Below are 26,476 nucleotides of genomic sequence, written 5' to 3' on the forward strand. Positions count from 1 at the left end.
AGAAACTTCCGAAATTCAACAACTTTTTTGAGAAAAAAATATGATTCATATTAAATCTGTCAATATAGATAAGAAGAAAGTACTGATTCGGTGTGATTTTAATGTTCCAATAAAATCTTCTAAGATTATTTCAGATTACAGAATAACTTCTTCGATACCAACTATTGAATACGCTCTTCGCAAACGATCCAAAGTTATCTTAATGTCTCATCTTGGAAGACCAGTCGAAGGAAGATACGAAGACAGGTTTTCTTTAAGACCGATATCTAATTTTTTAAGTAAAATTCTAAATTTTCCAGTAAATTTAGTTCAAAATTATCTTCAAGATGAAGATATCGTATATAAAAATGATGAAATATTAATGCTGGAAAATGTTCGTTTTAATAAAGGAGAAAAAAACAATGACCCATTTCTTTCTCAAAAATATGCAAAATTATGCGATGTATTCGTGATGGATGCATTTGGAGTATCTCATAGAAAAGAGTCTTCTTCATATGGTATAGCAGAATATTCTCCTATTTCTTGTGCTGGAATATTATTTTCCAAAGAGATAGATAGTCTATCAAAAATTCTTGAGAAGCCCATTTCCCCTGTAGTTACGATAATCGGAGGATCGAAAATATCCAGTAAGTTAGCTGTTATCAAAGAACTTTCTAAAATATCAGACAAGATCATCTTTGGAGGAGGTATCGCAAACACGATAATATCGTCTTCTGGATTAAAAGTAGGAAGATCTTTAGTGGAAAAAAAATTAATTCCGGAATCAAAAATGTTATTGAAAAATTCAAAAGTTTTTTTTCCAATTGATGTAAAAGTGTCAAAAAAAATATCTCGCGCAGAAGAGTGTTTCAACAAATCCGTTCAATCTATTGAAGATGACGATTATATTGTCGATCTAGGAGAGCAAACGATTAAATGCATTTCTCAAATTGTTAAAAATTCGAAAATGATCATCTGGAGTGGACCTTTAGGAATATTTGAAATTCCGAATTTTTCTTTAGGAACCAAAAGGCTAATTGAAGCCATTTCGAAAAGTGAAGCATATTCTTTAGCTGGAGGAGGAGATACAGTTTCAGCTATCGAAAAGTTTGATTCGTTTGATAAAATTTCTTATGTTTCTACTGGAGGAGGAGCATTTCTAAAATATATAGAAACGAGAGAAATTCCAATAGTTTCAAAATTTAAAGGATAGTAGTAGTTTTCATTTATCTTGAAAATAGAGGATTTTCATGTCAAAAATTTTCGGTCATTTAAAACCTGGTGTAATCTTTGGAGAAGATATACAGAGAGTTTTTTATATTTGTAAAAAGAGAAAAATTGCCATTCCTGCAATCAACTGTATAGGAACAGATTCAATTAATGCGGCTTTGGAATGTTCCGCTCACTTTCATTTTCCGATTATCATACAATTTTCTTACGGAGGATCTAATTTTATTTCTGGAATGGGATTGAAATCGAGTAATCATAAGTCAGCGATCTTGGGATCTTTATCTGGAGCAAATCATGTTCATCAAATGGCGAAACATTATGGTGCATCTGTAATATTGCATACTGATCATTGTTCTAAAAAGAATTTACCATGGATAGATGCATTGTTAGATTTTGGAGAAAAGTATTATGAGAAGAATAAAAAACCTTTTTTTTCCTCTCATATGATAGATCTCTCATTTGAATCTTTATCGGAAAATATCAGAACATGTTCGGAATATCTTCAGAGGATGAGTAAAATCGGAATGACTATAGAAGTTGAATTAGGATGTACTGGAGGAGAAGAAGATGGAGTCAAAGTAGATCAAGAATTACAAAAATCTTCTTTATATACTAATCCAAAAGATGTACTTTATGCTTATTGTGAATTAAGCAAAGTAAGTGAAAAATTTATTATAGCTGCTTCTATTGGAAACGTTCATGGAGTATATCGATCTGGTAACATCAAACTCAATCCAAAAATCTTGAAAGATTCTCAAAAATTAATTAAAAAATTCATTCGTTCTGGATCATCACTTAATGAAGTAAGTTTCGTATTTCACGGAGGTTCTGGTTCTTCTTTGGAGTCCATCCGAAAAGTTATTGACTATGGAGTAGTTAAAATAAATATCGATACAGATACCCAGTGGGCTACCTGGGTTGGAATATTGAACTATTATCAAAAAAACAAACTGTTTTTGCAGAGCCAACTCGGAAATCCATCTGGAGAATTTCAGCCCAACAAGAAGTTCTATGATCCGAGGTCTTGGATTAGAGAATCTCAAATATCTTTAATCAATAGAATCAAAAGATCCCTTTCGGATATGCGATGCATATAAAATAATCCCTTTTATTAGATTTTGATCTTAATTTATTTTTAAACTGGGGTACCTGGATTCGAACCAGGGATGCCAGGATCAAAACCTGGTGCCTTTCCGCTTGGCTATACCCCAACTGCGGGAAGCGAGACTTGAACTCGCAAAACCATTTTTGGTGCTAGATCCTAAGTCTAGTGCGTCTCCCTATTCCGCCATTCCCGCTTGTCATTTACTTACTTTATTAAATGGCTACGACAGGGATTGAACCTGTGACTTCAGCGTTATGAGCGCTGTGCTCTACCTACTGAGCTACGTAGCCCTCTAATATTCTAAAAGTCAATTTTTTCCAATTTTTTTAAGCAGTAGTCAATACACAACGTATCTTTTGCTTTATAGTAACAAAAAATTGATTTTTTCACAATAAATTGATTTTTAATACATTCTATACTATTTTAATCAATTCAAATTAAATTGAATTAAAGATACGCATGAAAAGTTTAATTTCAAGAAGCTTTATACAAAAAATTATAAAAAGTGAAATCAAAAAAGATTATTTTAAGAAAATTCATACTCGTTTTCCTCCTTATCCAAATGGATATCTTCATATCGGTCATGCTAAATCGATTTGTTTGAATTTTGGTATTGCTAGAAAGTATCATGGAAAATGTAATTTACGAATCGATGATACCAATCCTATCGAAAAAAGATCTTTTGAAAGATATGTTCATTCTATTAAAAAAGATATCAAATGGTTAGGGTTTAATTGGGATGGAGAAGTTCGTTATGCTTCAAATTACCAAGAGATGTTTTATAAATATGCAGTTGAACTGATCCAAAAAAAATTGGCATATGTTGATCATCTTGATCAAAATTCTATAAAAGAGTATAGAGGAAACTTTAATCATATTGGAAAAAATAGTCCTTATCGTGATCGAACAGTCGAAGAAAATTTGGAATTATTTAAGAAAATGAAATCTGGTCTATACGAAGAAGGTAGAATATGTTTAAGAGCCAAGATAGATATGTATTCTCCTTATATGATCTTAAGAGATCCCGTTTTGTACAGGATTAAGAAAAACGTTGAGAAATCTGATGATCTTCGATGCAAAAAATTTAAAATCTATCCAACATACGATTTTGCACATTGTATTTCGGATGCATTGGAGGGAATTACGCATTCGTTATGTACCTTAGAATTTAGGGAAAACCGTAGATTATATGATTGGATATTGAACAATATTAGTATAGTTCATAAACCAAAGCAATATGAGTTTTCTCGTTTAAACTTAGAGTACACAGTGATGTCAAAAAGAAAACTAAGTCAGTTAATTGACTTGAAGATGGTAGAATCATGGGAAGATCCAAGATTGCCAACTATTTCTGGAATGCGTCGTAGAGGTTATACAGCTGAATCAATTCGTATGTTTTGTCAAAAAATTGGTGTAACTAAACAAGAAAGTAGAATTGAAATGAAGGTTTTAGAGTCTTGTGTTCGAAAAGATTTAGATCTTTTTTCTCAAAGAATGATGGGAGTTTTGAATCCGGTATTGCTTATTATAGAAAACATGAAACAAGATGAAGAACATAATCTAATTATTTTCAGACATCCAAAAAATCGAAAAATGGGTGTAAAGTTTCTTAAATTTAATAATAGATTGTACGTAGATAAATTTGATTTTCTTAAGAAAGATGGTGATTTGGATCCCTTACTTTTTGAAAAAATGTTTCGTTTAAGACATGCTTATACGATTGAAATAAATCGGATTGAAAGAGACAAACAAAAAAATATTTCAAAGATTTATTGTCAATATAAAAAAAAACCAATGGATCAATTTTTTGATAAATCAAAACGGGCAAGAAAGATAATACATTGGGTAAGTGCAAAATATGGAATTCGAGCAGAATTTAGAATTTTTAACCATCTGTTTACAGAACCTTATCCTGGAGAAAATTTTCTTAAATCATTTAATTCTAATTCAATGTTACTTAAGCAGGGAATCGTAGAACCAAATCTATTAGATTTTCAAAAAGGTGAACCCTTCCAGTTAGAAAGAGAGGGATATTTTTGTATTGATTCAACAAGCGATTATTCAAGAAATTCTAAATTGATAATCAATCAAACAGTAAGTTTAAAAAGAACAAAAGATGAGTGAAATTTTTAGAGAATTAAACTAAAATAACTCAAAAAATTTTTTCTTTTTCTGCTGTTTTGAGAATGAATCAATGGAAATATGTCGTATCTTAACTTTCTTTAATTCTATTTATGTGATCGACGATCAATTTAGCCCAATTTTTTACTCTTTGATTGGTTAAATCTGGTTGTCTATCTTCATCAATAGCTAATCCGATAAAATTTTTCTCATCTTCTAAGGCTTTAGATCTTTGAAATTTATAACCTTCTGTAGACCATTTTCCTATCAAATTAGCATTTCTTTTTGTGATAATTTCTTTTAATATTCCCATTGCATCGCAAAAATATTCTGGATAGTCTTCTTGATCTCCGCATCCAAAAATTCCTACATATTTATTCAAAAAATTAATTTCTTTCAATGTATTGAAAAAATCATACCAATCACACTGAGCTTCTCCATAATACCAAGTTGGAATCCCAAGAAGTAAAAAATTAAAACTTTCCAAATATTCTTTTTTAGAATTTGCTATATTATAAATTTCTGGTTCATAACCAAAACTTTTTAAATTCTTCGCTAAAATTTTCGATACTTTTTCTGTATTTCCTGTATCACTTCCAAAAAAAATTCCAATTTTCTTCATAATAATCTCCAAAAAAATGGTTTTTGATTTTTGAAAATTTTTTACTTAAACTGTATACTTTTGATAGTTACTTAAAAAACTCTTTTCTAAAATTAGAAAACGAAATAAATTAAAAAATAATGACTTAGAGAGTCTAATCGCTTTACAACGTATGGAAAACAATCTAATACGAAAAGACGAAAAAATTTAAACGATTTACTTTTCAATTTAAGAATATTTTTTAGAACTTTTTAATTAATGTCTTTTTAAGATTTCTTCTCAGAAGTTCGTAAATGGATTTTTTAGTGATTATAAAAGTTAAAAAGTATACTTATTCTAATATTATAGATCAATTAGAGGTATTTTTCTATGATAATAAGTAAGAAAAATGAATTTTTGGGATCATATCGTAGAAAAATCATTGGAAAAAACAATGATTTAACGCTTAATTTTTGAAAGAAAACTTCTTAAAGAAATTTTTTATAAATTGATTCGACTCTTTTAATTTTTTGTTTTTTAAAATTTTTTTCAATATGTATAAAAATTACGATGCATATTTAATTCTGTCAAATGGATACTGAGATATTTTTGATTGATATATATTTATCGAAAAAATTTGGAAAGTATTAAATTTTTTAAATCTTTTTCTTTCGATTTTTATATTAAAATTATTTTCCAAAATGTTTAATAAACGCCATATTTCATTTTATCTAGAATGAACAAGTTCGATAAAGATGAAAATGGATAATGTTTGATATATTAAATATAAAATTTAATAATCTCTAATTTTTAAAAGAATAAAATCTTTAAAATAAATCGTATAGAACAAAACCTCTTCAATTTTACGTTAGATAAACAGGAGAAATGTTGAGAAAATTTATACATCTAAAAAAATAACTGGCTCATGTATAACCTTTATTTTTCATTAGTATAAAGTTAGTTATTTTAACCTTAATCCAAAACAAGTTGCATTCTGAAATGCAATTCAATCTGTGATAAGATAAGTTTTAAGATAAAATTAAGTTTAAAACAGTCTCAAATTACTCAATAGAATCCTAACTGATAAAGTTCTAACGATATGCTAAACAAATTAAAATTCGAGAAACTGGCAAACAAAAGAAAAAAGAAATTAATCAATTTAGAATTAGACATAAGAAAATTACCAATCAACGCCATAGCTTCTATTCTACACCGTATATCTGGAGTTATGAATATCTTTTCTTTAGGGTGGATGATAAGAAGAATTTATTCGAATATAAAGTTTCAGGAAAAATTTTCGCCTATTATTTTTTTTAATTCTCAGTCATATTTTTATAGATTTTTAGTCTATATATTTTTTATCATGTTTATATATCATATTTTGTCAGGAATAAGATTCATTTTAATTGATCTAAATATTATCGGATATAAATTGATAGCAATTAAAATATCCGCTATACTAGTGTTCTTCATTACTTTTCTTTTGTTTTTTCTTTTTATATATCTGTGACTAATAAAAAAGAGAATCTTTCTGGAACAAAAAATTGGATTATTTTAAGGATTACTTCAATTATATCACTAATTTATTTGTTCTATATTTTAATTTTTTTTTCAGAAAGAGAAATAGATCATACATCTTTGCAAGAGTTTTTCTTAAAGAGACCTGTGAAAATCTTAACGATATTCGCAGTTTTTTCAACAGTGGTTCATTTCCTTATTGGGACACAAAATATTTTGACAGATTATATTAAAAACAAAAAATTAAAAATTTTGATTTATTCCACTTTATATGTTTTTTTAGCATTTCATCTATTTTATTTGAAAAAAATTATCTTTTAGTTCAGAAATCAAATGAAAATTCTTAAGAAAGTATTCGATGTAATTATAGTTGGAGCTGGAGGAGCTGGAATGCGAGCTGCTTTGGAAGTTTCCAAATCTGGACTATCTTGTGCTGTCATTACAAAGGTGTTTCCAATAAGATCGCATACAGTATCTGCCCAAGGAGGAATAGCTGCATCTTTAGGAAATATTCACAAAGATAATTGGACTTGGCATATGTACGATACAGTCAAAGGATCAGATTATTTAAGTGATCAAAGTGCAGTAGAACATCTGTGCAAAAACGGGCCCAAAGCGGTTCTTGAATTAGAAAATATGGGTGTTCCATTCTCTAGATTAGAGAACGGAAAAATATATCAGAGATCTTTTGGCGGACAAACAAGAAAATTTGGTCAAAAAAAAGCTTTTCGTATCGCTTCTGCTTCTGATAGAACTGGACATGCTATTTTACATACTCTTTTCCAACAAAATATAAAAAATAAAACTGTATTTTATTCAGAGTGGTATGCTGTAGATTTAGTGAAAAATCAAGATAATATCGTTGTTGGATGCGTTGCTATAAATATAAAAGATGGAGAGATCGTCTATTTTTGCTCTAAATCAACTATTTTAGCAACTGGAGGTGCTGGAAGAATTTATCGTTTAACAACGAACTCATATATCAATACAGGAGATGGGATAGGAATGGCTATTAGAGCTGGATTTCCTGTACAGGATATGGAAATGTGGCAATTTCATCCGACAGGAATATCGGAGGTTGGAATACTAATCACGGAAGGTTGTAGAGGAGAGGGAGGTTATTTGATCAATAACATAGAAGAAAGGTTTATGAGTCGATACGCTCCAAAGATGAAAGATCTTGCAAGCAGAGACATTATATCCAGATCTATTTTAGAAGAGATTCAAAAAAACAGAGGTTTTTTAAATTCTTCAGGAAATGGATTTCATGTTAAATTAAGGGTAAAACATCTAAATCTGATAGAATTAGAGAAGAAATTGCCAGGAATATTGGAATTATCTCAAATATTTGCAGGGGTTAATCCCAAAGAATCTGATATTCCAGTAGCTCCTACATGTCATTATATGATGGGAGGAATACCTTGTAATATTTTTGGTCAAGCTTTGACAATGAATAGCAAAGGAGAAGACCAAGTAGTTCCAGGATTATTTGTTATTGGAGAGGTTGCTTGCATGTCCGTGCATGGTGCAAACAGGTTGGGAGGAAACTCTCTTTTGGATCTGATAGTTTTCGGAAAAACTGTTGGAAAGTTCGTAAAAAAATTTATTTCAAATTATAGCAAAACTCGTGATGCAAATCTTTCTGATATGGAAGTCATCTTTGATCGATTAAGCAAATGGAATCAAACTGGATCTTCTTCTTTTGAAGATCCAACTAGATTAAAGGAACGTATTCAAAAATGTATGGAAAATCATTTTTATGTTTTTCGAGAGAAAAGAGTTATGTTAGATGGATTGAAAAAGTTAGAGGAGATCAAAGAAAGATTAAAAAGATCTCGAATAAGAGATCACGTGAATTTTTTTAATCTAAATAAAGTAGAATGTTTGGAAATAGATAATTTAATAGAGACAGCAATTGCTACCGCTTGTTCTGCTATATTTCGAAAAGAAAGTAGAGGTGCGCATTATCGAGTTGACTATCCCAACAGAGATGATCAAAAATGGTTATTTCATACCTTATATTTTTCAAAAGAAAACATAAAAAAAAGAAAAATTAATTTTCAAACTAAGTTTTGTGATCCTTTTTTTCCAAAAGAAAGAAATTATTGAATTTATGATACATATAAAAAAAAATCAAAAAGATAATTTAGAACTTTCTATATATCGATATAATTCAAGCATCAGTTCTTATCCGTATATGAAAAGTTATTTTTTTCAGATGGAAAAAGTTAAGGGAAAAATGTTGTTAGATCTATTAATTCAAGTTAAAAAAAAGGATCCATCTTTTAGCTTTAGAATGTCTTGTGGACAAGGAGTGTGCGGTTCGGACGGAATGAATATTAATGGACGCAATGGGTTGTCCTGTATTACTTCAGTAGATTGGTTAATTAAAAGAAATAAAAAAATTGTTATTAAGCCTCTGACAGGATTTCCAATTTTGAAAGATTTAATAGTTGATCTATCTTCCTTTTTTAATCAATATCAAAAAGTTCTTCCATATATAATTAAAGATCAAAAAGATATTTTTGATAAAAGAAAAAATATTCAAAAAGTTGACAGTAGAAATCAGCTAGAAGGTTTATACGAATGTATTTTATGTGCTTGCTGCTCTTCTTCTTGTCCTTCTTTTTGGTGGAACGAAAAAAAATTTCTTGGTCCTGCTGCAATTTTGGTTCTATACAGATTTTTATTGGATGATAGAGATCATGGGAACGATCTTAGATTGAGAAGGTTACATGATCACTTCAGTGTGTTTAAGTGTCACAACATTATGAACTGTGTTTCTTTTTGCCCAAAAAAATTAAATCCGAACAAAGCTATTAGATCTGTAAAAATTATGTTGTTAAAACATATTTTTAAGAAAATCAATAAAAAACTCTAACGTTGTCATCTTATCTTCTGTAAAATGAATAAGAAAATCAAAAGTAAAGAATTGTGTTTTTCTTTTCCAATAGAAAATATTTCGTACATCGAAAAGTATAGAAATAAAGAGAAGCAAAATTATTTTTGTAATGAAACATCAAAGAAATCTTTTTCTGAAATAAAAAAAACTGATCCTTCATTAATCAGTTTTTCTCATTTAAACCTTAAAAATAAATTTCGTTTAAAAAAAAATAATTCAGAAAACTCATATCAAATCCTTTTAGAAAAAGAAAAAAGAATAGTTTCCCAAATAAAAAGATATTTTCGAGAAAAAGGACATCTAGAATCTTGTTTGAATCCGATTGAATTGAGAAAAAATACGTTAAGAAAGAGTATCCAGAGTTTTTTTCTAAAAAAAATACAGAATTTATATAAAATTCAGGAAAAAAGAGATAGCAATAATTTGATCGTAAATAGATTGAACAAATTGAAAGATCTTATATTTCGAATGAATCAAATCTATTGTCAATCGATAGGTTTCGAGTATATGCATATAGAAGATGAGGATCAAAGAAATTGGATTCAGAATAAGATAGAAAAAACATGTATATTTTCAAAAGATATATTTGAAACTTCAGAAAAAATTCAATTTCTTTCTGATTTAGTTTCCGCAGAAGAACTAGAAAAATACCTAGCAAAAGTATTTCCGGGAGAGAAGCGATTCTCTCTGGAAGGAATTGACGTCTTAATACCTATGCTAAGAGATATTATTATTTCTTCAGAAAAACAAAAAATAACTAAAATTGTTCTTGGAATGGCTCATCGTGGAAGAATTAATGTTCTAGTAAATATATTTGGAAAACCTTTGAAAAAGATATTTCAAAAAGTAGATGAAATGTCGAGAGAAGAATTTTTTGGAGATGTAGAATATCATTATGGTGGTTTTTCAATATTCAAAATAAGAAATAAAACAATAGAGTTAAATTTATCTTTCAATCCTTCTCATTTAGAAATTGTTAATCCAGTTGTCATGGGAATGACGAGAGGATACATAGATAAGTTAAAGAAAAATCCAGAAGAAATTTTATCCATTACTATACATGGTGATGCTTCTGTAATTGGACAAGGTGTAGTTCAGGAAACTATTAATTTATACAAGATAGAAGGATATAGTGTCGGAGGAACAATTCGAATCGTATTAAATAATCAAATTGGTTTCACTACATCTAAAAAAGATTTTTTGAGATCTTCTAGATATTGCACAGATATTTTTAAATTCACTCAATTTCCTATATTTCATGTTAATGCAGACGATATAGAATCAGTTATCTTTGTTTCAAGATTAGCTTTGGATTTTCGGAAAAAATTTAAAAAAGATGTTATTATCGATCTTGTCGGGTATAGAAGAAGGGGTCATAGTGAAATAGATGATCCAAAAGCAACGCAGCCAATAATGTATCGATCCATTGATCAACATAATACATCTAAATCGATTTATTTTGAAAAGTTGAACAGAACAGATAAGATAGTCAATAGGAAAATTTTTCAAAATATGATAGATTCTTACAGAAAAAAACTGAATGCGAGAAGTTCTTTGTCATGTGAAGCTACTTTTATTGACGACTTTGATTGTATGATTCAAAATTCAGAAATATATCCTAGAAAAGATTTGATACAATCTGAAAATCTTCAAAAAATATTACAGAAAATCAATTCTGTTCCAAAAAATTTTAAGCTACATCCTTTAGTAAAAAAAATACTTCAAAATCGATTAAAAATTTCGTTAAAAGAATCTCCTTGTGACTGGGCTACAGCTGAAATTTTAGCATATGCTACACTAATGATACATGGATTTGATATTCGGATATCTGGAGAAGACGTGAGCAGAGGGACTTTTTTTCAAAGACATCTTAAAGTATATGATCAAGTAAGCGGTAAGGAACTTTTTTTGATGAAAAATATAAAAGATTCTTTGGGAACTTTAAAGATCTGGGACTCTGTATTATCAGAAGAATCTACATTAGCATTTGAGTATGGTTATTCTTTAATAAATAATAGATCTTTGACAATATGGGAAGCTCAATTTGGAGATTTTTCAAACGTTGCACAAGTTGTAGTGGATCAGTTTATTAGTTCTGGAAAAAAGAAATGGGGGACTCAGAGTAACTTGGTATTGTTTCTACCACATGGATGTGAAGGACAAGGACCAGACCATTCTTCTGCAAGAATAGAAAGGTATCTTCAGCTATGTGCAGAAAAAAACATGAAAATATTGATACCTTCTAATCCATCTCAAATATATCATGCTCTTACAGATCATTGTCTTATGAATCGATCAAATAGAGATGGAACTCAAAGAAATCCCCTCATTATTTTTTCTCCAAAATCTTTATTACATCATTCGAAATGTCGGGTTCATCTTAAAGAGTTATTTGATAGTAAATTTCATAGTATTATTGAAGAAAAATTTGAAAATGAAATACAAGTTGATATTAAAAAAATAATTTTCTGTTGTGGAAAGATATATTACGAATTATCAAAAGAAAGGAGAATTATTGGATATGGAGCTTATAGAACTTTAATTATCCGAATTGAACAACTCTATCCATTTCCTCAAGAAGAATTAAAAGATAAAATCCAGAAATATAATCGTGTAACTAATTTCATTTGGTGTCAGGAAGAACCGAAGAATCAAGGAGCTTGGAGTCATGTAAAAGGTTATATTAGAAAAATCATTCCGAACTACGCACATCTTTCTTATTTTGGAAGGTCGAAATCAGCAACTTCATCTGAGGGAAATTATATGAAATATAAAATAAAACAGAAACAGATTATTCAATCAGCTCTATCATCTTCTTATTAATATTTAACATGAAAAAGAATTGTTCAAAAAATCCAGTATTAGCACCAAATCTTTCTGAATCCGTATCTGAGGCCAATGTATTGAAATGGAGAAAAAAAGTAGGTGATTTTGTTAAAGAAGGTGAGTTATTGGTAGAAATTGAAACTGATAAGATTGTTTTAGAGATTTCTTCTCCAGTTTCTGGAACTTTAGAATCAGTATTAAAAGGTGTTGGATCTTTAGTAAAGTCAAGAGAAGTCCTAGGATATGTTAATAATTGTGGTGATCGAAAGTATATTGAAAAACTTTCTTCAGATTATTTTCAGAAGAAATCAAATCGAAATGAATCTTTCTCTTCTCCTTCTTTACGCAGAAAAATCTTGAAGGATCAAAATAAACTTTTAACACAAAAAAAGAATTTAAAAGAGTTAGATAATTTTTTTAAAGAAGAAATGAATTCTGTTGATAAAAAAAAGTATCCTTTTGGGAACATGGATTTATCTCTCAAAAAATCAATGGAAAAGAAAAACAAATCTTATAAGATAATACCGATGACAAACATCAGGAAATGTATTTCTGATCGATTATTACGTTCAAAAAATAATTCCGTTACACTAACGACGTTTAATGAGATAAATATGCAATCGATTATGAATATAAGAAGATCTTACGAAAGAAGTTTCGAAAAAATGTATGGATTTAAGATGGGAATAACTTCTTTTTTCGTAAAGGCTTGTGCAAATTCTTTGAAGAAATATCCGGAAATAAACGCATCGATTGATAGGGAAAATATTTTATATCATAATCACATTGACATTAATGTAGCTGTATCTACTAAAAGAGGATTGATTACCCCGATTCTAAGAAAAGTAGAAGAACTTCATTTGGTAGATATAGAGAAAAAAATAAAAGAAATTATTGAAAAAAGTTCGAAAAATTATCTGGATCTTCAAGATTTAAAAAGTGGAAGTTTCACAATTACTAATGGAGGAATATTTGGATCATTGATGTCAACTCCAATTATTAATCCTCCTCAGAGCGCAATACTTGGAATGCATGTAGTTCAAGACCGGGTAATATCTGAAAATAAAGAAATAAAAATTTCCCCAATGATGTATGTAACTTTATCTTACGATCACAGAATAATCGACGGAAAGGAAGCAATCGGTTTTTTATTGGATGTAAAGGAATCTTTAGAAAATCCGATACTACTTCTATTGAGTTAATAATTCATATTTTTTAAAAGAAAACATAATGAGTAAAAATGTATCTATACGAATATCAAGTTAAAAGAATGCTCTTTCTTTCTGGTTTTTTAGTTCCAAAAGGTTTCTTTTGTCAAACAATCGAAGAAGTTAGAAACGCAATTTTCCAACTGAATCAAAAAATTTTTGTTCTAAAATGTCAAATACAATCTGGAGGAAGAAAAAAGTCAGGAGCAATTGAGATAGTTTCTAACATAAAAGAAGCCGAATTATTTTTTTTTAAGTGGATGAATAAGAAACTAATTACAAATCAAACCAACTCAGGTGGTCAATTAGTAATCGGAATATTAGTAGAAGAGCATGTTTCAATTAAAAAAGAAACTTATGCAAGTATATCATTGGATAAGAATGATAAACAAATTATGTTGATCTTCTCTTCTTCTGGTGGAACAGAAGTGGAGAAATATCATAGAAATTGTAAAAAGTTATTTCGAAAGATTGAGATAGATCCTATCAAAAAATTGACGTTGAATATACTAGAAAAACATGTAGATAATTTAGGCTATCAAAAAAAAGAAGGGAAATTTTTTTCAAAATTTCTTATAAAATTATTAAATATGTTTTTCTATTTAGATCTTCTATTTGTAGAGATCAATCCGATAGCTATTGATAAAAAGGGGAGGTTTTTCTGTTTAGATGGAAAATCAAACATGGATTGTAATGCTTTCTTTCGAAAAAAAGAACTAAAAAAGAATATATTAAAATTTAATTCTAAAATAGATAATGAAAAATTTAAATTATATGAACCTTCAAATTATGTTTTATTGAAAGGAAATATAGGATGCATCGCTAATGGAGCAGGATTGGCTATGGCGACGATGGATCTAATAAAAATTTATGGAGGAAATCCAGCTAATTTTTTAGATATAGGAGGAAACACAGACTTATCTGGAATGAAGTCTTATATTCATAAGGTACTAGTTCAAAAAAATGTCAATGTAATCTTAATTAATATATTTGGAGGAATCGTGAGATGTGAGATCGTCGCAGAAGCTTTAATACAATCTTTAAAGGACATCCAAAACGAATGTTTTCCAAAAATATTGATTAGATTATCTGGAAACGGATATCAATCTGGAATAAATTATATAGAAAAAAGCGGTTTTAATAATATCTTCGTTATGGATAATTTAGAAAAGATGGTTAAAAGATCGGTTCATTTAGCAAAAAATGTCTATTTTAATAAATAAAAACACTAGAGTAGTTTGTCAAGGTTTAACTGGGAAAAAAGGTAGTTTTCACTCTGATATTGATATGAAATATGGTACAAAAATAGTTTCTGGAGTAGTTCCAGGAAAAGGAAATACCTACCATTTGGGTATTCCTATTTTTGACACAGTTAAAGAAGCTGTTTTCTATACAAAAGCGAATACTTCAGTAATTTATGTTCCTGCAATTTTCTGTAAAGAAGCTATATTGGAAGCAGTTGACTCAGGAATTGAATTGATTATAGTTATTACGGAAGGAATACCGATTTTGGATATGATGGTAGTAAAAAAAAAATTGCAAGAAAATCAAGATATAATTATGATAGGTCCTAATTCTCCTGGTATAATATCCCCAGGACAATGTAAGATAGGGATTCAGCCGTACTCTATTCATAAGATTGGTGCAGTCGGAATAATATCTAGATCTGGAACATTAATGTACGAAGCGGTCGATCAGATCAGTAGATTGGGGATAGGTCAATCTACCTGTGTAGGAATAGGAGGAGATATGATATCCGGATGTGATTTTATTGAAATTTTACCTCTTTTTGAAGATGATATAGATACTAAGGTTATTCTGATGATCGGAGAAATTGGAGGAAATAGAGAGGAAAAAGCTGCTTCTTACATACAATCAAAAGTTACAAAACCAGTTCTCGCTTATATAGCCGGTTTGCATGTTCCTAGAGATCAACAAATGGGTCATGCTGGAGCTATTTTGGAAAATGTAGATCTCGATATTGAAGAAAAAATGAAATTTTTAGAAAAGAATGGAATCGAAGTAATCCAAAGTATTTCCAAGATTGGAGAGAACATTAGAAAATATTTTTAGTGGGTCGTTAGCTCAGTTGGTAGAGCAGTTGACTTTTAATCAATTGGTCACAGGTTCGATTCCTGTACGACCCAATTTAAAAAAATCAGAGATAATATCTATTGATCACATCTATATTTCTATCAAATTCATATACAATAGGTTTTGCGGTAGGAATATTTAGCTTTGAAATAGATTCTTCACTTATGTTTTCTAAATGTTTTGCCAAAGCTCTAAGAGAATTTCCATGAGCGACAATTAAAACTTTATTTTTTCTTTTTATTTTAGGTTTAATTTCTTCTTTCCATAGTGGAACTACTCTTTTAAGAGTATCTTCTAAGCTCTCTGAATCCGGAAAATTTTTTTTAATTATTGTATTGTAGCGAATATCTTTCATAAAAACAGAGTTCTCTTTAAGAGAAGGTGGTTTGATTTTGAAACTTCTTCTCCAAAGTTCGACTTGATCTTTTCCGTACTCTTTACTAACTTCTTCTTTATTTAAACCTTGTAACGCACCATAATGTCTTTCATTAAGATTCCAGGTTTTATAAACCGGAATCCAACTTTTATCAATTTCTTTTAAAACTTCCCATAAAGTATGGATTGCTCGTTTTAAAAAGGAAGTATAAGCAACATCAAATGTTATCCTATTTTTTTTTAAGATCTTTCCTGCTTTTTTTGCTTCTATGTAACCCTCTTTTGACAAAGGAACATCTGTCCATCCAGTAAATTTATTTAACTGATTCCATATACTTGTTCCATGTCGTATAATAACCAATCGAACAAACATTAAATCTTTCCTCTTCTTTTTATCATGAAGATATCTGTTTAATTTTCAATTTAGATAATTTTTTCTTGAAAAGCAACAAACAACCTAATGTCAAAAATATTAAAAAATTTCTAATTCGATAAATCTGTAAGAAGTTATGAAGAAATATTTTAAAAACATTAAGTCTAAGCTTTTATATTTTAATTACCCTAAAATATTCATAATTCTAATGAGAATTGAAAAACAGTTCGATCTTGTATATTAATTAATTTCAAAAAAAGAATTTTTTACAAATTTCCGACTAAATTTATTTTCGTTTTTAGAGTCGAACGCCCTTTTTCCCATCGTGCAGGACAAACTTCTCCCGAATTTTTTCTAATATACTGAAGAGCTTGAACTTTCCTTAACAATTCTTGAGAGTTTCTACCAACTCCATCAGATATCACCTCTATGGATCGAATAATATTATCTGGATCGATAATAAAAGTCGCTCTTAATGAAAATCCAGATTCTTTGAGATTTCCATTATCATCTTCAGAATATCGCATAACTTCAAAATTTTTGGTTAGTTCCCAGCTTGAATCACTAATCATATAATACTGGACTGATTTTATAGTATTTGAAATGTCATGCCATACTTTGTGAGAAAAATGAGTATCTGTAGAAACTGAGTATATTTCTGTCTTTATTTTCTTAAAGTCTTCATAATGATCGGACAAATCTTTTAACTCAGTTGGACAGACAAAAGTAAAATTAGCAGGATAGAAAAAAAATACATTCCACTTTCCTTGAATTTCTTTTTCAGAAATAGAAACAAAATTTTTGTCTTTAAAAGCTAAACTTTTGAAAGGTTTGACTTTCGTGTTGATTAAGCTCATTAATATTTCCTTTTTTAATTAAATCATCTGTTTAAAAGAGCATATTTTACATTAATAAAAGAAATAGTAAAGTAATTTCACGTTGTTTCAAGAATATAAGATAAAAAGAGAAATCAGTTTCGATAAAAATATAAACAATGCTTTGCTATTTTAAAAATAAACTGATAGTTTTTTTCAATAAAAGCAAGGGCGAAGAGATTCGAACTCTTACCTTTCGGTTTTGGAGACCGATATTCTGCCAGTTGAATTACGCCCTTCCTTTTTTTCAAAAATATTTTTTAAAAGTTACAAGTTATCTATTTTTTAAAAGAATGCTGATCTAATATTCAGTTATAAGACTGGATTTAGAAAATATAACTTTTGAAAAACTTTAATTATTTTTTTACAAAAATTGATAAATTGAAAGATTTTATCATTTTTTATTGCATATGAAAATGTTAAGCAGAACCACTATTTATGAAGTTGTCACTTATCTTTTTATGAATCATAAAAAAAGTGCTTTACACATTTTTATGGAATCAACTAAATCTTCGTTTAGTTTGAGTTATTTTTTGATCTAAAATATAATTCAAAGAAAAGTAAATAAACTAATAGATTTGTAAACAGTTGTTTATATTTTTTTTAATAAATCTCATTACACATGTTGTTAAAAACGAGGAATTGATTTAATATAGAGCTTCCTTCTTTTATCAGTAATGACTTTTAAATAAATTTTTAATTTCCAATCTTGTATTGATGATGATTGACGGAATCGATTGTATCAAAACTTTTTCGGTAAAGGAGATGAAAGAAAACTTATTAAGCTTATCTGACTCTAACTTTGAAGAATATATAACCAACTCTCGAAAAGTAATATTAGTTGATTTTTGGGCGCCTTGGTGCACACCTTGTAAAAATATGCATGATGTTATAAAAAACATAAAAAATGAATACTTAGAGAAGATTTCAATTACAACATTAAATGTTGAAGAGAACTTCAAAACTTCTTCTAAATATGATATTCGCAGTATACCAACTTTAATTATTTTTAAGAAAGGTAAAGAAGTAGAAAGAATAGTTGGATCGATTTCTATGAATCAATTAGAACAATTTATTGAAAGAAATACTTAATTTTTTTCAAACTAAGTACGTAAGACTTTTTATTTTTCAGAATTTTCATTTCATACTGAATAATCCATATGACGGATAGTTTGTCAAATTAATCCACTTTTAAAAGAATTAAATAAATCTTCGTAATTTCAAAATTGTGCTATCTGTGAGAAAGAATCGCAATTCTTTATGAAAACTTTATTGAATATAACTAAGTCATTATTTTTTTTGAAAAATTGATTAATTACCCTATATAATCTTCAAAAAAATAGAGTAGATATATGAACCTTACTGCATTAAAAAATAAATTAGTATCTGAGTTAATCGTTCTTGGAGAAAAAATAGGATTAGAAAATTTAGCTAGAATGAGAAAGCAAGATATTATATTCTCAATACTAAAACAACATGCAAAAAGTGGAGAAGACATCTTTGGGAATGGTGTACTAGAAATTTTACAAGATGGTTTTGGTTTTCTTCGATCTTCTGATAGTTCTTATCTCGCTGGACCGGATGATATTTATGTTTCTCCAAGTCAAATTCGAAGATTTAACTTAAGAACAGGAGATACTATTTCTGGAAAAATTAGGCCTCCAAAAGAAGGAGAACGATATTTTGCTTTATTGAAAGTCAATGAAGTAAATTTTGATAAACCGGAAAATTCTAGAAATAAAATACTATTTGAAAATCTCACTCCTCTTCATGCTAACATTAGATTCAGAATGGAACGTGGGAACGGTTCTACTGAAGATTTAACTGCTAGAGTTTTGGATTTAGCTGCGCCAATTGGAAAAGGTCAAAGAGGATTGATTGTAGCTCCACCAAAAGCAGGAAAAACGATACTCTTGCAAAATATTGCTGCAAATATTAAAAGTAACTACTCAAATTGTGTTTTAATTGTATTGTTAATTGATGAGCGTCCAGAAGAAGTAACGGAAATGCAACGTTTAGTAAATGGAGAAGTAATAGCTTCAACCTTTGATGAACCCGCTTCTAGACATGTTCAAGTATCTGAAATGGTAATCGAAAAAGCAAAGAGATTAGTCGAGCATAAAAAAGATGTTGTAATTCTTTTGGATTCAATTACTAGATTAGCTAGAGCGTATAACACTGTTATTCCTTCTTCTGGGAAAGTTTTAACTGGAGGAATTGATGCTAATGCATTACATCGACCAAAGAGATTTTTTGGGGCTGCTCGTAATGTCAAGGAAGGAGGTAGTTTGACAATTATTGCCACAGCTCTAATAGAAACAGGATCCAAGATGGATGATGTGATTTATGAGGAATTCAAGGGAACTGGAAATATGGAACTTCACTTATCTAGAAGAATATCAGAAAAGAGAATTTTTCCTGCAATAGACTACAATCGTTCTGGAACTAGAAAAGAAGAACTATTAACTACCAAAAATGAACTACAAAAAATGTGGATCTTGAGAAGAATTATTCATCCCATGGATGAAGTTGATGCAATGGAGTTTTTAATTAATAAATTATCTATGATGAAGACTAACAGAGAATTTTTTGAATTCATGAAACGTTCTTAAAAGAACAGAAGAAAATTTTTTCTTAGAAATTAAGAAATCTGTGAGAAATGAGATGAGATTAAGTTTTTTCTAGAAAAATTGTTTTTATAGGATCAGAAATAGGTTTTAAAAAACAAATTTATATTAATCAGAAAGTGTTTTAATAAAAATTTTTTGTTAAGTAAAATTTATTTTATTCTTGTATGTTTTTGCTGAATAATAAAATAAGAAAAACACAAATTAGTTTCTAATTAATATATTTTACACACTCGGTTTTGACATTTAACATAGTTTAAGGATTACTTTGATCTTTTCATGCGTCCGTAGCTCATGGGAGAGAGCGCTGTTCTCCGAAGATAGAGGTTGCAGGTTCGAATCCTGTCGGACGCAAGAAAAATTTTTTTGGTGACTATAGCTCAGTTGGTAGAGCCCTGGATTGTGGTTCCGGAAGTCGTGGGTTCGAATCCCACTAGTCACCCTAGAAATTCTGTAGATTCGGCGAGTGGCGCAGCTTGGTAGCGCAACTGGTTTGGGACCAGTGGGTCGGAGGTTCAAATCCTCTCTCGCCGATTCATGTATAACAAAGATTTTTTATTTAAAACTTCATTGATCTTACTTGTTATTCATGCAAAATAATCGATAATTGAAAAAATCGTTCAATCTTAAAGTATTTTAAAATATTTTCTCTTCTAACGTTCGATAAATTGATATCATTAAAAAAAAGATTTTCTTAAAATTTTTTAATCGGATTTTTAAGTCGTTTTTCTATAAGAAAACATATTAATTTATTTAAAATTATTTAAGAATTTAGTATTTGACTCAATATAAATGAAAAAAAAAATACTTTTTTCAAAGATGCATGGTTTAGGAAACGACTTTGTTATTGTAAATACAATTCATCAAAAGTTTTTCCCTAGACCGAAAATCATTAGGATGTTTGCAAGACGTACTTTGGGTATAGGATTTGATCAATTATTGATCTTGAGAGAGTCTCACTCTTCAAGATTTGATTTTTATTGTCAGATATTTAATTCGGATGGAACCGAATCTTTTCAATGTGGAAATGGTTTTAGATGTTTAGCAAAATACATCTATGTCAACATCAATAAGAAACCATTTCATATCATCCGAACTAAGAAACATACAGTAATCACTTCTATTAAAGATAGAGGAAAAGAAATTACAGTCAATATGGGAACTCCCAGATTCATTTCAAAAAAAGTTTTGACTGTCTTTCAAAAAGAATGGTTAAGACAACTTTTAACTTTTGAAAAGGAATACAACCATTTTGAAATGGTGAATATAGGAAATTCTCATCTGGTTTTTATCATACAAGATTCGAAAGAAATTGTTAGAATCTTCAGATTGATTCATTCTTCATTAAGAATAAATGAGTTATTTCCGAAAGGAATTAATATAAATTTAATGCAGATTATTAATAGAAAGAAGATTTTTTTGAAGGTATATGAGAGAGGTTCTGGAGAAACAAAATCTTGTGGAAGTGGAGCTTGTGCTTCTGTAGCATTTGGAATTAAATACGGATTTTTAAATAATCTGGTTTTTGTATATTCAGAAGAAGGATATTTAAAAGTTTATTGGAAAGGAAGAGATTATCCAATTTTTATGACTGGACCTGCTACATATGTTTATGATGGATCGATTTCTATCTAATTTGATTATTAATAGTTTTTTTTGAAGAAGAATTTTTAAAAATTAGAGAAATGAAAAATATTATTAAAATTTTTTAATGTCTTCTATTCATATCAAATAAGAATATTTTAAAATCAACATGATAGAGAAACTAAATTCTAAACAGAAAGAAGCAGTTACAGCTCCTTCCGAGGAGAACATATTAGTTTTAGCAGGTGCAGGTAGCGGGAAAACAAGAGTTTTAGTTCACAGAATAATATGGCTTTTAAAAAAAATTCGTGTTTCTTCAACTTCTATTCTTACGTTGACTTTTTCAAATAAAGCTGTACTGGAAATCAGAAGAAGAGTGAATGATATCATCAACCTATGTCAGGAAAATTTAATCATTGATACGTTTCATGGTTTAGCATACCGTTTTTTACGAGTTCATTATTCTGAAGTAAATTTGCCTTATAATTTTCAAATTTTAGATAGTGAGGATCAAAAATATTTCATTCGAAAAGCAATAAGAGATTCTCAACTAGAACATAAAAGAGGACTTTTACAAAAATCAACGGAGTATATTAATAAAAATAAAGAAAAAGGAATACGTCCGAAGGATATCTTAAAAAAGAATCGTATCGATTCTTCGAATATGGATTATTTTAAAATATATTTAACTTATCAAAAAATATGTGATCATTCTGGATTAGTAGATTTTCCAGAATTAGTTTTGAGAGCATATGAATTGTTTCTGAATAATTCAAGTCTTTTAAGATTGTATCAAAGACGTTTTACTCATTTTCTTATAGATGAATTTCAAGATACCAGTAAATTACAATATAAATGGATCAGAATGATTTTTCAAAAAAGTGTTGGAATTACTATTGTTGGAGATGATGATCAATCTATATATGGATGGAGAGGAGCGAACCCAAAAAATATGAAATATTTTTTAAGGGATTTTCCGAATTCTACCGTTATTCGTCTTGAACAAAACTATAGATCTACAAAAAATATTTTAAAATCGGCCAATGCTTTGATTTCTTATAATAAAAATAGACTTGGAAAGACGTTGTGGACGAAGATCGAATTTGGTGATCCAATTTATATCTATTATGGAAATGATGAGTTGGATGAATCCGAATATATCGTAAAAAATATAATAGAATGGAATAAATTAGGTGGAAAATTTAGTCAATGTGCTATTCTTTACAGAAAAAAAAGACAGTCTCATTTTTTAGAAGAAGCTTTGATTAAATACTCAATTCCTTACCATATACATGGAGATATAAGTTTTTTTAGGAGACAAGAAATAAAAGAAACCATGAGCTATTTGCGTTTGATATTTAATAGAAAAGATGATGAATCATTCGAAAGGATTATCAATACGCCAACAAGAGGAATTGGAAAAAAAACAATAAGCATAATCCGAAATGCTTCTAAAGAATATAGTTCGGATATGTGGACAACCTGTAAAAAATTGTTAAATATAAATTTACTAAAAAAAAATTCAAAAACATCCATCAAAAGATTTTTAGATTTAATCAACTTGATGGATAAGGAAAGTGAATCAATGTCAATCGATCAAAAGGTCGATTACATATTTCGACGATCTGGTTTATCAAAAATGTATGAGAATAAAAAGAACGAAATCTCTAGAATGAAAATTCAGAACATTTCTATTTTAGTTCACTTTATAAAAAAATTTTGCGAAGATAGAGACGAGAGAACTCCTTCAGAGCTATTTCACTCTTTTCTTTCCTATTCCATACTATCATCGAGTAATGGTATAAAAAAATATGAAGATAAAAATCAAGATGCTGTAAATTTAATGACATTACACGCTTCAAAAGGATTAGAGTTCCCATTTGTTCTCATTTCTGGTATGGAGGAAGGCACTTTTCCTGTAAGAACAGACATAGAACAAGAAATAGCAGAGGAAAGAAGATTGGCTTATGTCGGGTTGACTAGAGCAATGAAAAAACTGATACTTACGTGTGTTTCAAGTCGTTTTGATCGAGGAAGAAAAAGTCATAATAATATCCCTTCTCGTTTTATTTTTGAAATCCCACAAAAATATGTTCAGTACGTTTACTTTAAAAATTTGAATTGATTTCATAAATCTCTGAAAAGAAGTTTAGCTCTTTATAAAGATAAAAAATTGAGACTTGGTTGAATTCCAATTCTTCGAATCTCTAAAAACATATTCTGATTTGAATGAATTTAAAAAATATGAGAATTGTCGAATAAAAGAATACTGAGTTTTTCGTGAAATTTCTTATAAAAGAAATTTCATTTTTGTTAAAATGAAGATTTTAATAATATTGAGTTGATCTTCTTTCAAAAATTAAAATGATCAGTTAACAAACCAAAAATCAATTTGCTAGAACTTAAAATGATTTACAACTACAAAAAGAAGAAGAACAGGTATTCTATTGTTGCATTGGATCTAGACGGTACTTTGTTATCCCCAAAATATACCTTACTTCCTCATACAATAGAAACATTACAAATCTTATCACATTTGAATGTTCATATAGTTTTTGCTACTGGAAGGCACTATATCGATGTTCAAAGAATTCGAAAAAAATTAGATATCAATGGTTATATGATCACTTCTAATGGATCTAGAATACATGATCCATCCGGAAAGAATATCTTCAAAAAAGATCTGGAACGAAAAATTGTATATGATTTGTGTAAGATGGAGTTTGATAATCCGAATATTTTAACTCACTTTTATTCCAGTTGTCATTGGTTCGTCAATCGAGACAGTCCGGAACAAAAAAACTTTTTTCAGGAATCTTCCTTTAACTATCAAATTTTTAATTTGGAAAATTTTCCAAAAAATAACGTAAGTAAAGTTTATTTTACTTGTAATGATCAGAATTTACTTGCTTTTCTACAAGATAAAATAAAAAAGAGATGGGGTAAAAGATTAAATGTAAATTTCTCTTTTCACAGTTGTTTAGAAGTAACTGACGGGGGGGTTTCTAAAGGAAGTGCTTTAAAAAAAGTTGCTAATTTATTAGGATATAGTTTACAAGATTGTATTGCTTTTGGAGATGGAATGAACGACTATGACATGTTAAAAACTGTAGGAAAGGGTTGTTTAATGGAAAATTCTCATGAATCATTGATCAAGAGCTTACCTGATTTCGAAATAATTGGATCTAATAAAGATGAATCTGTCTCTCATTATCTAAGAAAGAATTTCATAGAGTGAGACAATCGTCTCAGACAACTATTTTTTAACATATGCTAATAGATCACCCATCTTTAATTTCAATCCTTCCTTTAAATATTGATTTAGTACGAACTTATTTTTTTCGAAAATACAAATTACTGTAGACCCTCCTAACTTAAAATATCCTATCTCTTCTCCTTTTTTAAGAAAAATTGATTGGTTTTCAAAAGTCCATACCGAATTATTTTCTGATTTTTGAAGTTCTCCGTTCCATCTTGTTTCAATTCCGCCTACTAAAATTGAACCAACTAATATTAACAAAACTTTTCCAAAGTCAGTCTCGAAAAAGAAAATCATTCTTTCATTTTTTATAAAAACATCAAAAATTTCCGAAGATCTTTTCGGATTTACTGAGAATAATTCTCCCGGAACATATATTAGCTTTTTTAATAAACATTTCGAAATAGTATGAACTCGATGATATTCACCTGGAGATAAATAAATTGTTATGAAAGAACCATATGAGCACGATTCTTTCAAATATTTATCTTGTAATATAAGCAATTTAAGATCATACAACTTTTTTTTTACACAAATCATCTGACAATGATTACTTCTTTGAAGTATTGTTCCAAGAGCGCTGATAGTTCCGTCTGAGGGGGAAGATAAATGGAGATCATTTTTACCTATCTTTCTCGCATCATCGTTTAATTTTCTTGCAAAAAAATCATTGAAAGTTTTATAGTGAGATAAATTTTTATACTTCAGATCTCTAAGATCAATTTTATATAATTTAATGAAAAACAATATCATTAAACGGGTAATGTAAGGAATCCTTCGATTTGAAAAAAAATTGATAATCTTTATAAACACTCTTTTTAAAAGAAAAAAATAAATTTTTACCATTTTCTTCAACAATATAACAAATGAAAAATTAATCTTTTGATGGAAACAATTTTTTTAGATTCTAATAATGATATATTTCTCAAAAGAAATAATAAAATAAGCTATAGAAAAATTTTTTGAAACACCTCACGATTTGATGGTGTTAAAATAATACGAAAATAAAAATAGGATAAAATTTTTCTCTTCAAATATCAATTTCCACCTTAATAAAAATTCTATTTTTTGGAGATATAAATTGTATCAAAAAAGATTCTTTTCTTCAGAAACTTTTATATTCTTATATTCATTTTCTGTTTTATTCGATATAATCAAACATTCAGTTTATTTTTAACACTTCTTTAAAAACCAATCAAAAGCTTGGAAAAATACGAAATGCTACGAGATAAAAAAAATTTAATTTGGATAGATTTAGAAATGACCGGATTAAATCCAAAAAGAGATAAAATTATAGAGATTGCTACAATAATTACTGACTCTCAAATTAATATCTTATCTGAAGGTCCTTCTATTGTCATTTATCAAGAAGAGAAATATATTGAAGGAATGGACGAGTGGAACAAAAATACTCATACAAAAAATGGATTAATCCAAGAAGTAAAACGTAGCTTATTTAACGAAAAAAAAGCAGAGACCGAAACAATTCAATTTCTAGAAAGATGGATCCATCCAGGTGTTTCTCCTATGTGTGGAAGTAGCATCAATCAAGATCGAAGATTCTTATTTCAATATATGCCAAATTTGGAAAAATTTTTCCACTATCGACATATAGATGTCAGCACGATAAAAGAGTTGGCAAAACGTTGGAAACCAGATATATTGGAGAATTTCTTTAGAAAAAACTTTCATAGAGCATTACAAGACATAAAAAATTCCATCGAAGAATTAATTTTCTATCGAAAACATTTTATTAAAGATTTTCGTTTCTAATCACTCATTCTCCTAAAAAAAATTGAAATCAATTGAACAATCGTTTT

The 26,476-nt window shown here is 28.8% G+C and carries 21 protein-coding genes and 8 tRNA genes; 21 read left to right on the forward strand and 8 right to left on the reverse strand.

The annotated features are described in order from the left end of the window. Positions 1 to 40: 40 nt before the first annotated feature. Together AOE55_RS01005 and fbaA are read left to right on the forward strand one after the other, a co-directional pair. Positions 41 to 1,192 (forward strand): phosphoglycerate kinase, encoded by a 1,152-nt coding sequence (locus tag AOE55_RS01005; protein WP_013087650.1) that lies wholly within the window; start codon positions 41 to 43, stop codon positions 1,190 to 1,192. Positions 1,193 to 1,229: 37 nt separating this feature from the next. Beyond that, entirely contained in the window at positions 1,230 to 2,306 is a 1,077-nt protein-coding gene (fbaA, locus tag AOE55_RS01010; protein ID WP_013087438.1) for a class II fructose-bisphosphate aldolase, read from the forward strand. A gap of 43 nt (positions 2,307 to 2,349) precedes the next feature. On the opposite strand, the gene AOE55_RS01015 is transcribed toward fbaA, so the two are convergent. The 3 genes from AOE55_RS01015 to AOE55_RS01025 form a co-directional block, all read right to left on the reverse strand. Then, positions 2,350 to 2,420 (reverse strand) — tRNA-Gln (locus tag AOE55_RS01015). Between the two features lie 2 nt (positions 2,421 to 2,422). Further along, positions 2,423 to 2,507, reverse strand: a tRNA-Leu gene (locus tag AOE55_RS01020). 24 nt (positions 2,508 to 2,531) lie between these two features. Beyond that, positions 2,532 to 2,604: transfer RNA gene (locus tag AOE55_RS01025), tRNA-Met, on the reverse strand. A gap of 169 nt (positions 2,605 to 2,773) precedes the next feature. Between AOE55_RS01025 and glnS the strand changes: the two genes are divergently transcribed. Next, positions 2,774 to 4,438, forward strand: a complete 1,665-nt coding sequence (gene glnS, locus AOE55_RS01030) for a glutamine--tRNA ligase (protein WP_013087752.1) — start codon at positions 2,774 to 2,776, stop codon at positions 4,436 to 4,438. Positions 4,439 to 4,526: 88 nt separating this feature from the next. Here the strand turns inward: glnS and fldA are convergent, their stop codons facing one another. Continuing rightward, a complete protein-coding gene (fldA, locus tag AOE55_RS01035; protein ID WP_013087725.1) occupies positions 4,527 to 5,057 on the reverse strand; it encodes a flavodoxin FldA in 531 nt (176 codons plus the stop codon). Between the two features lie 1,057 nt (positions 5,058 to 6,114). Here fldA and sdhC point away from each other — a divergent pair. The 9 genes from sdhC to AOE55_RS01080 all read left to right on the forward strand — a co-directional run bounded on the left by sdhC (position 6,115) and on the right by AOE55_RS01080 (position 15,616). Beyond that, the gene (gene sdhC / locus AOE55_RS02745) at positions 6,115 to 6,525 is read left to right on the forward strand and encodes a succinate dehydrogenase, cytochrome b556 subunit (RefSeq protein WP_013087799.1); all 411 of its coding nucleotides are present in this window, start codon (positions 6,115 to 6,117) and stop codon (positions 6,523 to 6,525) included. Continuing rightward, a complete protein-coding gene (sdhD, locus tag AOE55_RS01045; RefSeq protein WP_013087468.1) occupies positions 6,522 to 6,854 on the forward strand; it encodes a succinate dehydrogenase, hydrophobic membrane anchor protein in 333 nt (110 codons plus the stop codon). The genes sdhC and sdhD overlap by 4 nt, the downstream gene beginning before the upstream one ends. 12 nt (positions 6,855 to 6,866) lie before the next feature. Beyond that, positions 6,867 to 8,642: a succinate dehydrogenase flavoprotein subunit gene (sdhA, locus tag AOE55_RS01050; RefSeq protein ID WP_013087398.1), complete on the forward strand. Its 1,776-nt coding sequence runs from the start codon at positions 6,867 to 6,869 to the stop codon at positions 8,640 to 8,642. A gap of 4 nt (positions 8,643 to 8,646) precedes the next feature. Further along, positions 8,647 to 9,414, forward strand: coding sequence for a succinate dehydrogenase iron-sulfur subunit (locus AOE55_RS01055; protein ID WP_013087471.1), 768 nt, complete (start codon positions 8,647 to 8,649; stop codon positions 9,412 to 9,414). Between the two features lie 24 nt (positions 9,415 to 9,438). Then, the gene (locus AOE55_RS01060; RefSeq protein WP_080611677.1) at positions 9,439 to 12,258 is read left to right on the forward strand and encodes a 2-oxoglutarate dehydrogenase E1 component; all 2,820 of its coding nucleotides are present in this window, start codon (positions 9,439 to 9,441) and stop codon (positions 12,256 to 12,258) included. Between the two features lie 8 nt (positions 12,259 to 12,266). Next, positions 12,267 to 13,463 carry a dihydrolipoyllysine-residue succinyltransferase gene (gene sucB / locus AOE55_RS01065; protein ID WP_013087546.1) on the forward strand — a complete coding sequence of 399 codons (1,197 nt, stop codon included), beginning with the start codon at positions 12,267 to 12,269 and terminating at the stop codon, positions 13,461 to 13,463. Between the two features lie 38 nt (positions 13,464 to 13,501). Next, complete coding sequence (locus tag AOE55_RS01070) at positions 13,502 to 14,692, forward strand: succinate--CoA ligase subunit beta (protein ID WP_080611680.1); 1,191 nt, start codon at positions 13,502 to 13,504, stop codon at positions 14,690 to 14,692. Continuing rightward, positions 14,673 to 15,542, forward strand: coding sequence for a succinate--CoA ligase subunit alpha (gene sucD / locus AOE55_RS01075; RefSeq protein WP_080611683.1), 870 nt, complete (start codon positions 14,673 to 14,675; stop codon positions 15,540 to 15,542). The genes AOE55_RS01070 and sucD overlap by 20 nt, the downstream gene beginning before the upstream one ends. Before the next feature lies 1 nt (position 15,543). Then, positions 15,544 to 15,616: transfer RNA gene (locus AOE55_RS01080), tRNA-Lys, on the forward strand. 11 nt (positions 15,617 to 15,627) lie between these two features. Here the strand turns inward: AOE55_RS01080 and gpmA are convergent. The 3 genes from gpmA to AOE55_RS01095 form a co-directional block, all read right to left on the reverse strand. Then, positions 15,628 to 16,311, reverse strand: coding sequence for a 2,3-diphosphoglycerate-dependent phosphoglycerate mutase (gene gpmA / locus AOE55_RS01085; RefSeq protein ID WP_080611686.1), 684 nt, complete (start codon positions 16,309 to 16,311; stop codon positions 15,628 to 15,630). Between the two features lie 266 nt (positions 16,312 to 16,577). Continuing rightward, positions 16,578 to 17,168, reverse strand: coding sequence for a redoxin domain-containing protein (locus AOE55_RS01090; protein WP_013087646.1), 591 nt, complete (start codon positions 17,166 to 17,168; stop codon positions 16,578 to 16,580). Positions 17,169 to 17,352: 184 nt separating this feature from the next. Then, positions 17,353 to 17,425 (reverse strand) — tRNA-Trp (locus AOE55_RS01095). Positions 17,426 to 17,951: 526 nt separating this feature from the next. On the opposite strand from AOE55_RS01095, the gene trxA reads away from it, so the two are divergent. The 8 genes from trxA (at position 17,952) to AOE55_RS01135 (ending at position 24,635) form a co-directional block, all read left to right on the forward strand. Beyond that, complete coding sequence (gene trxA, locus AOE55_RS01100) at positions 17,952 to 18,278, forward strand: thioredoxin (protein ID WP_041855229.1); 327 nt, start codon at positions 17,952 to 17,954, stop codon at positions 18,276 to 18,278. Between the two features lie 260 nt (positions 18,279 to 18,538). Further along, the gene (gene rho, locus AOE55_RS01105; protein WP_013087676.1) at positions 18,539 to 19,798 is read left to right on the forward strand and encodes a transcription termination factor Rho; all 1,260 of its coding nucleotides are present in this window, start codon (positions 18,539 to 18,541) and stop codon (positions 19,796 to 19,798) included. Positions 19,799 to 20,094: 296 nt separating this feature from the next. After that, positions 20,095 to 20,167: transfer RNA gene (locus AOE55_RS01110), tRNA-Arg, on the forward strand. A 15-nt stretch (positions 20,168 to 20,182) separates the two neighbouring features. After that, positions 20,183 to 20,255: transfer RNA gene (locus AOE55_RS01115), tRNA-His, on the forward strand. Between the two features lie 18 nt (positions 20,256 to 20,273). After that, a tRNA-Pro gene (locus tag AOE55_RS01120) sits at positions 20,274 to 20,347 on the forward strand. Between the two features lie 258 nt (positions 20,348 to 20,605). Continuing rightward, positions 20,606 to 21,448: a diaminopimelate epimerase gene (dapF, locus tag AOE55_RS01125; RefSeq protein WP_013087851.1), complete on the forward strand. Its 843-nt coding sequence runs from the start codon at positions 20,606 to 20,608 to the stop codon at positions 21,446 to 21,448. A 118-nt stretch (positions 21,449 to 21,566) separates the two neighbouring features. Further along, positions 21,567 to 23,522 carry a UvrD-helicase domain-containing protein gene (locus tag AOE55_RS01130; protein WP_013087902.1) on the forward strand — a complete coding sequence of 652 codons (1,956 nt, stop codon included), beginning with the start codon at positions 21,567 to 21,569 and terminating at the stop codon, positions 23,520 to 23,522. Between the two features lie 282 nt (positions 23,523 to 23,804). Next, positions 23,805 to 24,635 (forward strand): Cof-type HAD-IIB family hydrolase, encoded by an 831-nt coding sequence (locus AOE55_RS01135; protein ID WP_013087396.1) that lies wholly within the window; start codon positions 23,805 to 23,807, stop codon positions 24,633 to 24,635. Between the two features lie 18 nt (positions 24,636 to 24,653). Here AOE55_RS01135 and asd read toward each other — a convergent pair whose 3' ends face one another. Next, positions 24,654 to 25,409 (reverse strand): archaetidylserine decarboxylase, encoded by a 756-nt coding sequence (gene asd / locus AOE55_RS01140; protein WP_196769132.1) that lies wholly within the window; start codon positions 25,407 to 25,409, stop codon positions 24,654 to 24,656. Positions 25,410 to 25,874: 465 nt separating this feature from the next. Between asd and orn the strand changes: the two genes are divergently transcribed. Beyond that, positions 25,875 to 26,429 (forward strand): oligoribonuclease, encoded by a 555-nt coding sequence (orn, locus tag AOE55_RS01145; RefSeq protein WP_013087623.1) that lies wholly within the window; start codon positions 25,875 to 25,877, stop codon positions 26,427 to 26,429. Positions 26,430 to 26,476 lie beyond the last annotated feature (47 nt).

The sequence above is a fragment of the Candidatus Riesia pediculicola genome, assembly GCF_002073915.1.
GTDB classification, from domain to species: domain Bacteria; phylum Pseudomonadota; class Gammaproteobacteria; order Enterobacterales; family Enterobacteriaceae; genus Riesia; species Riesia pediculicola.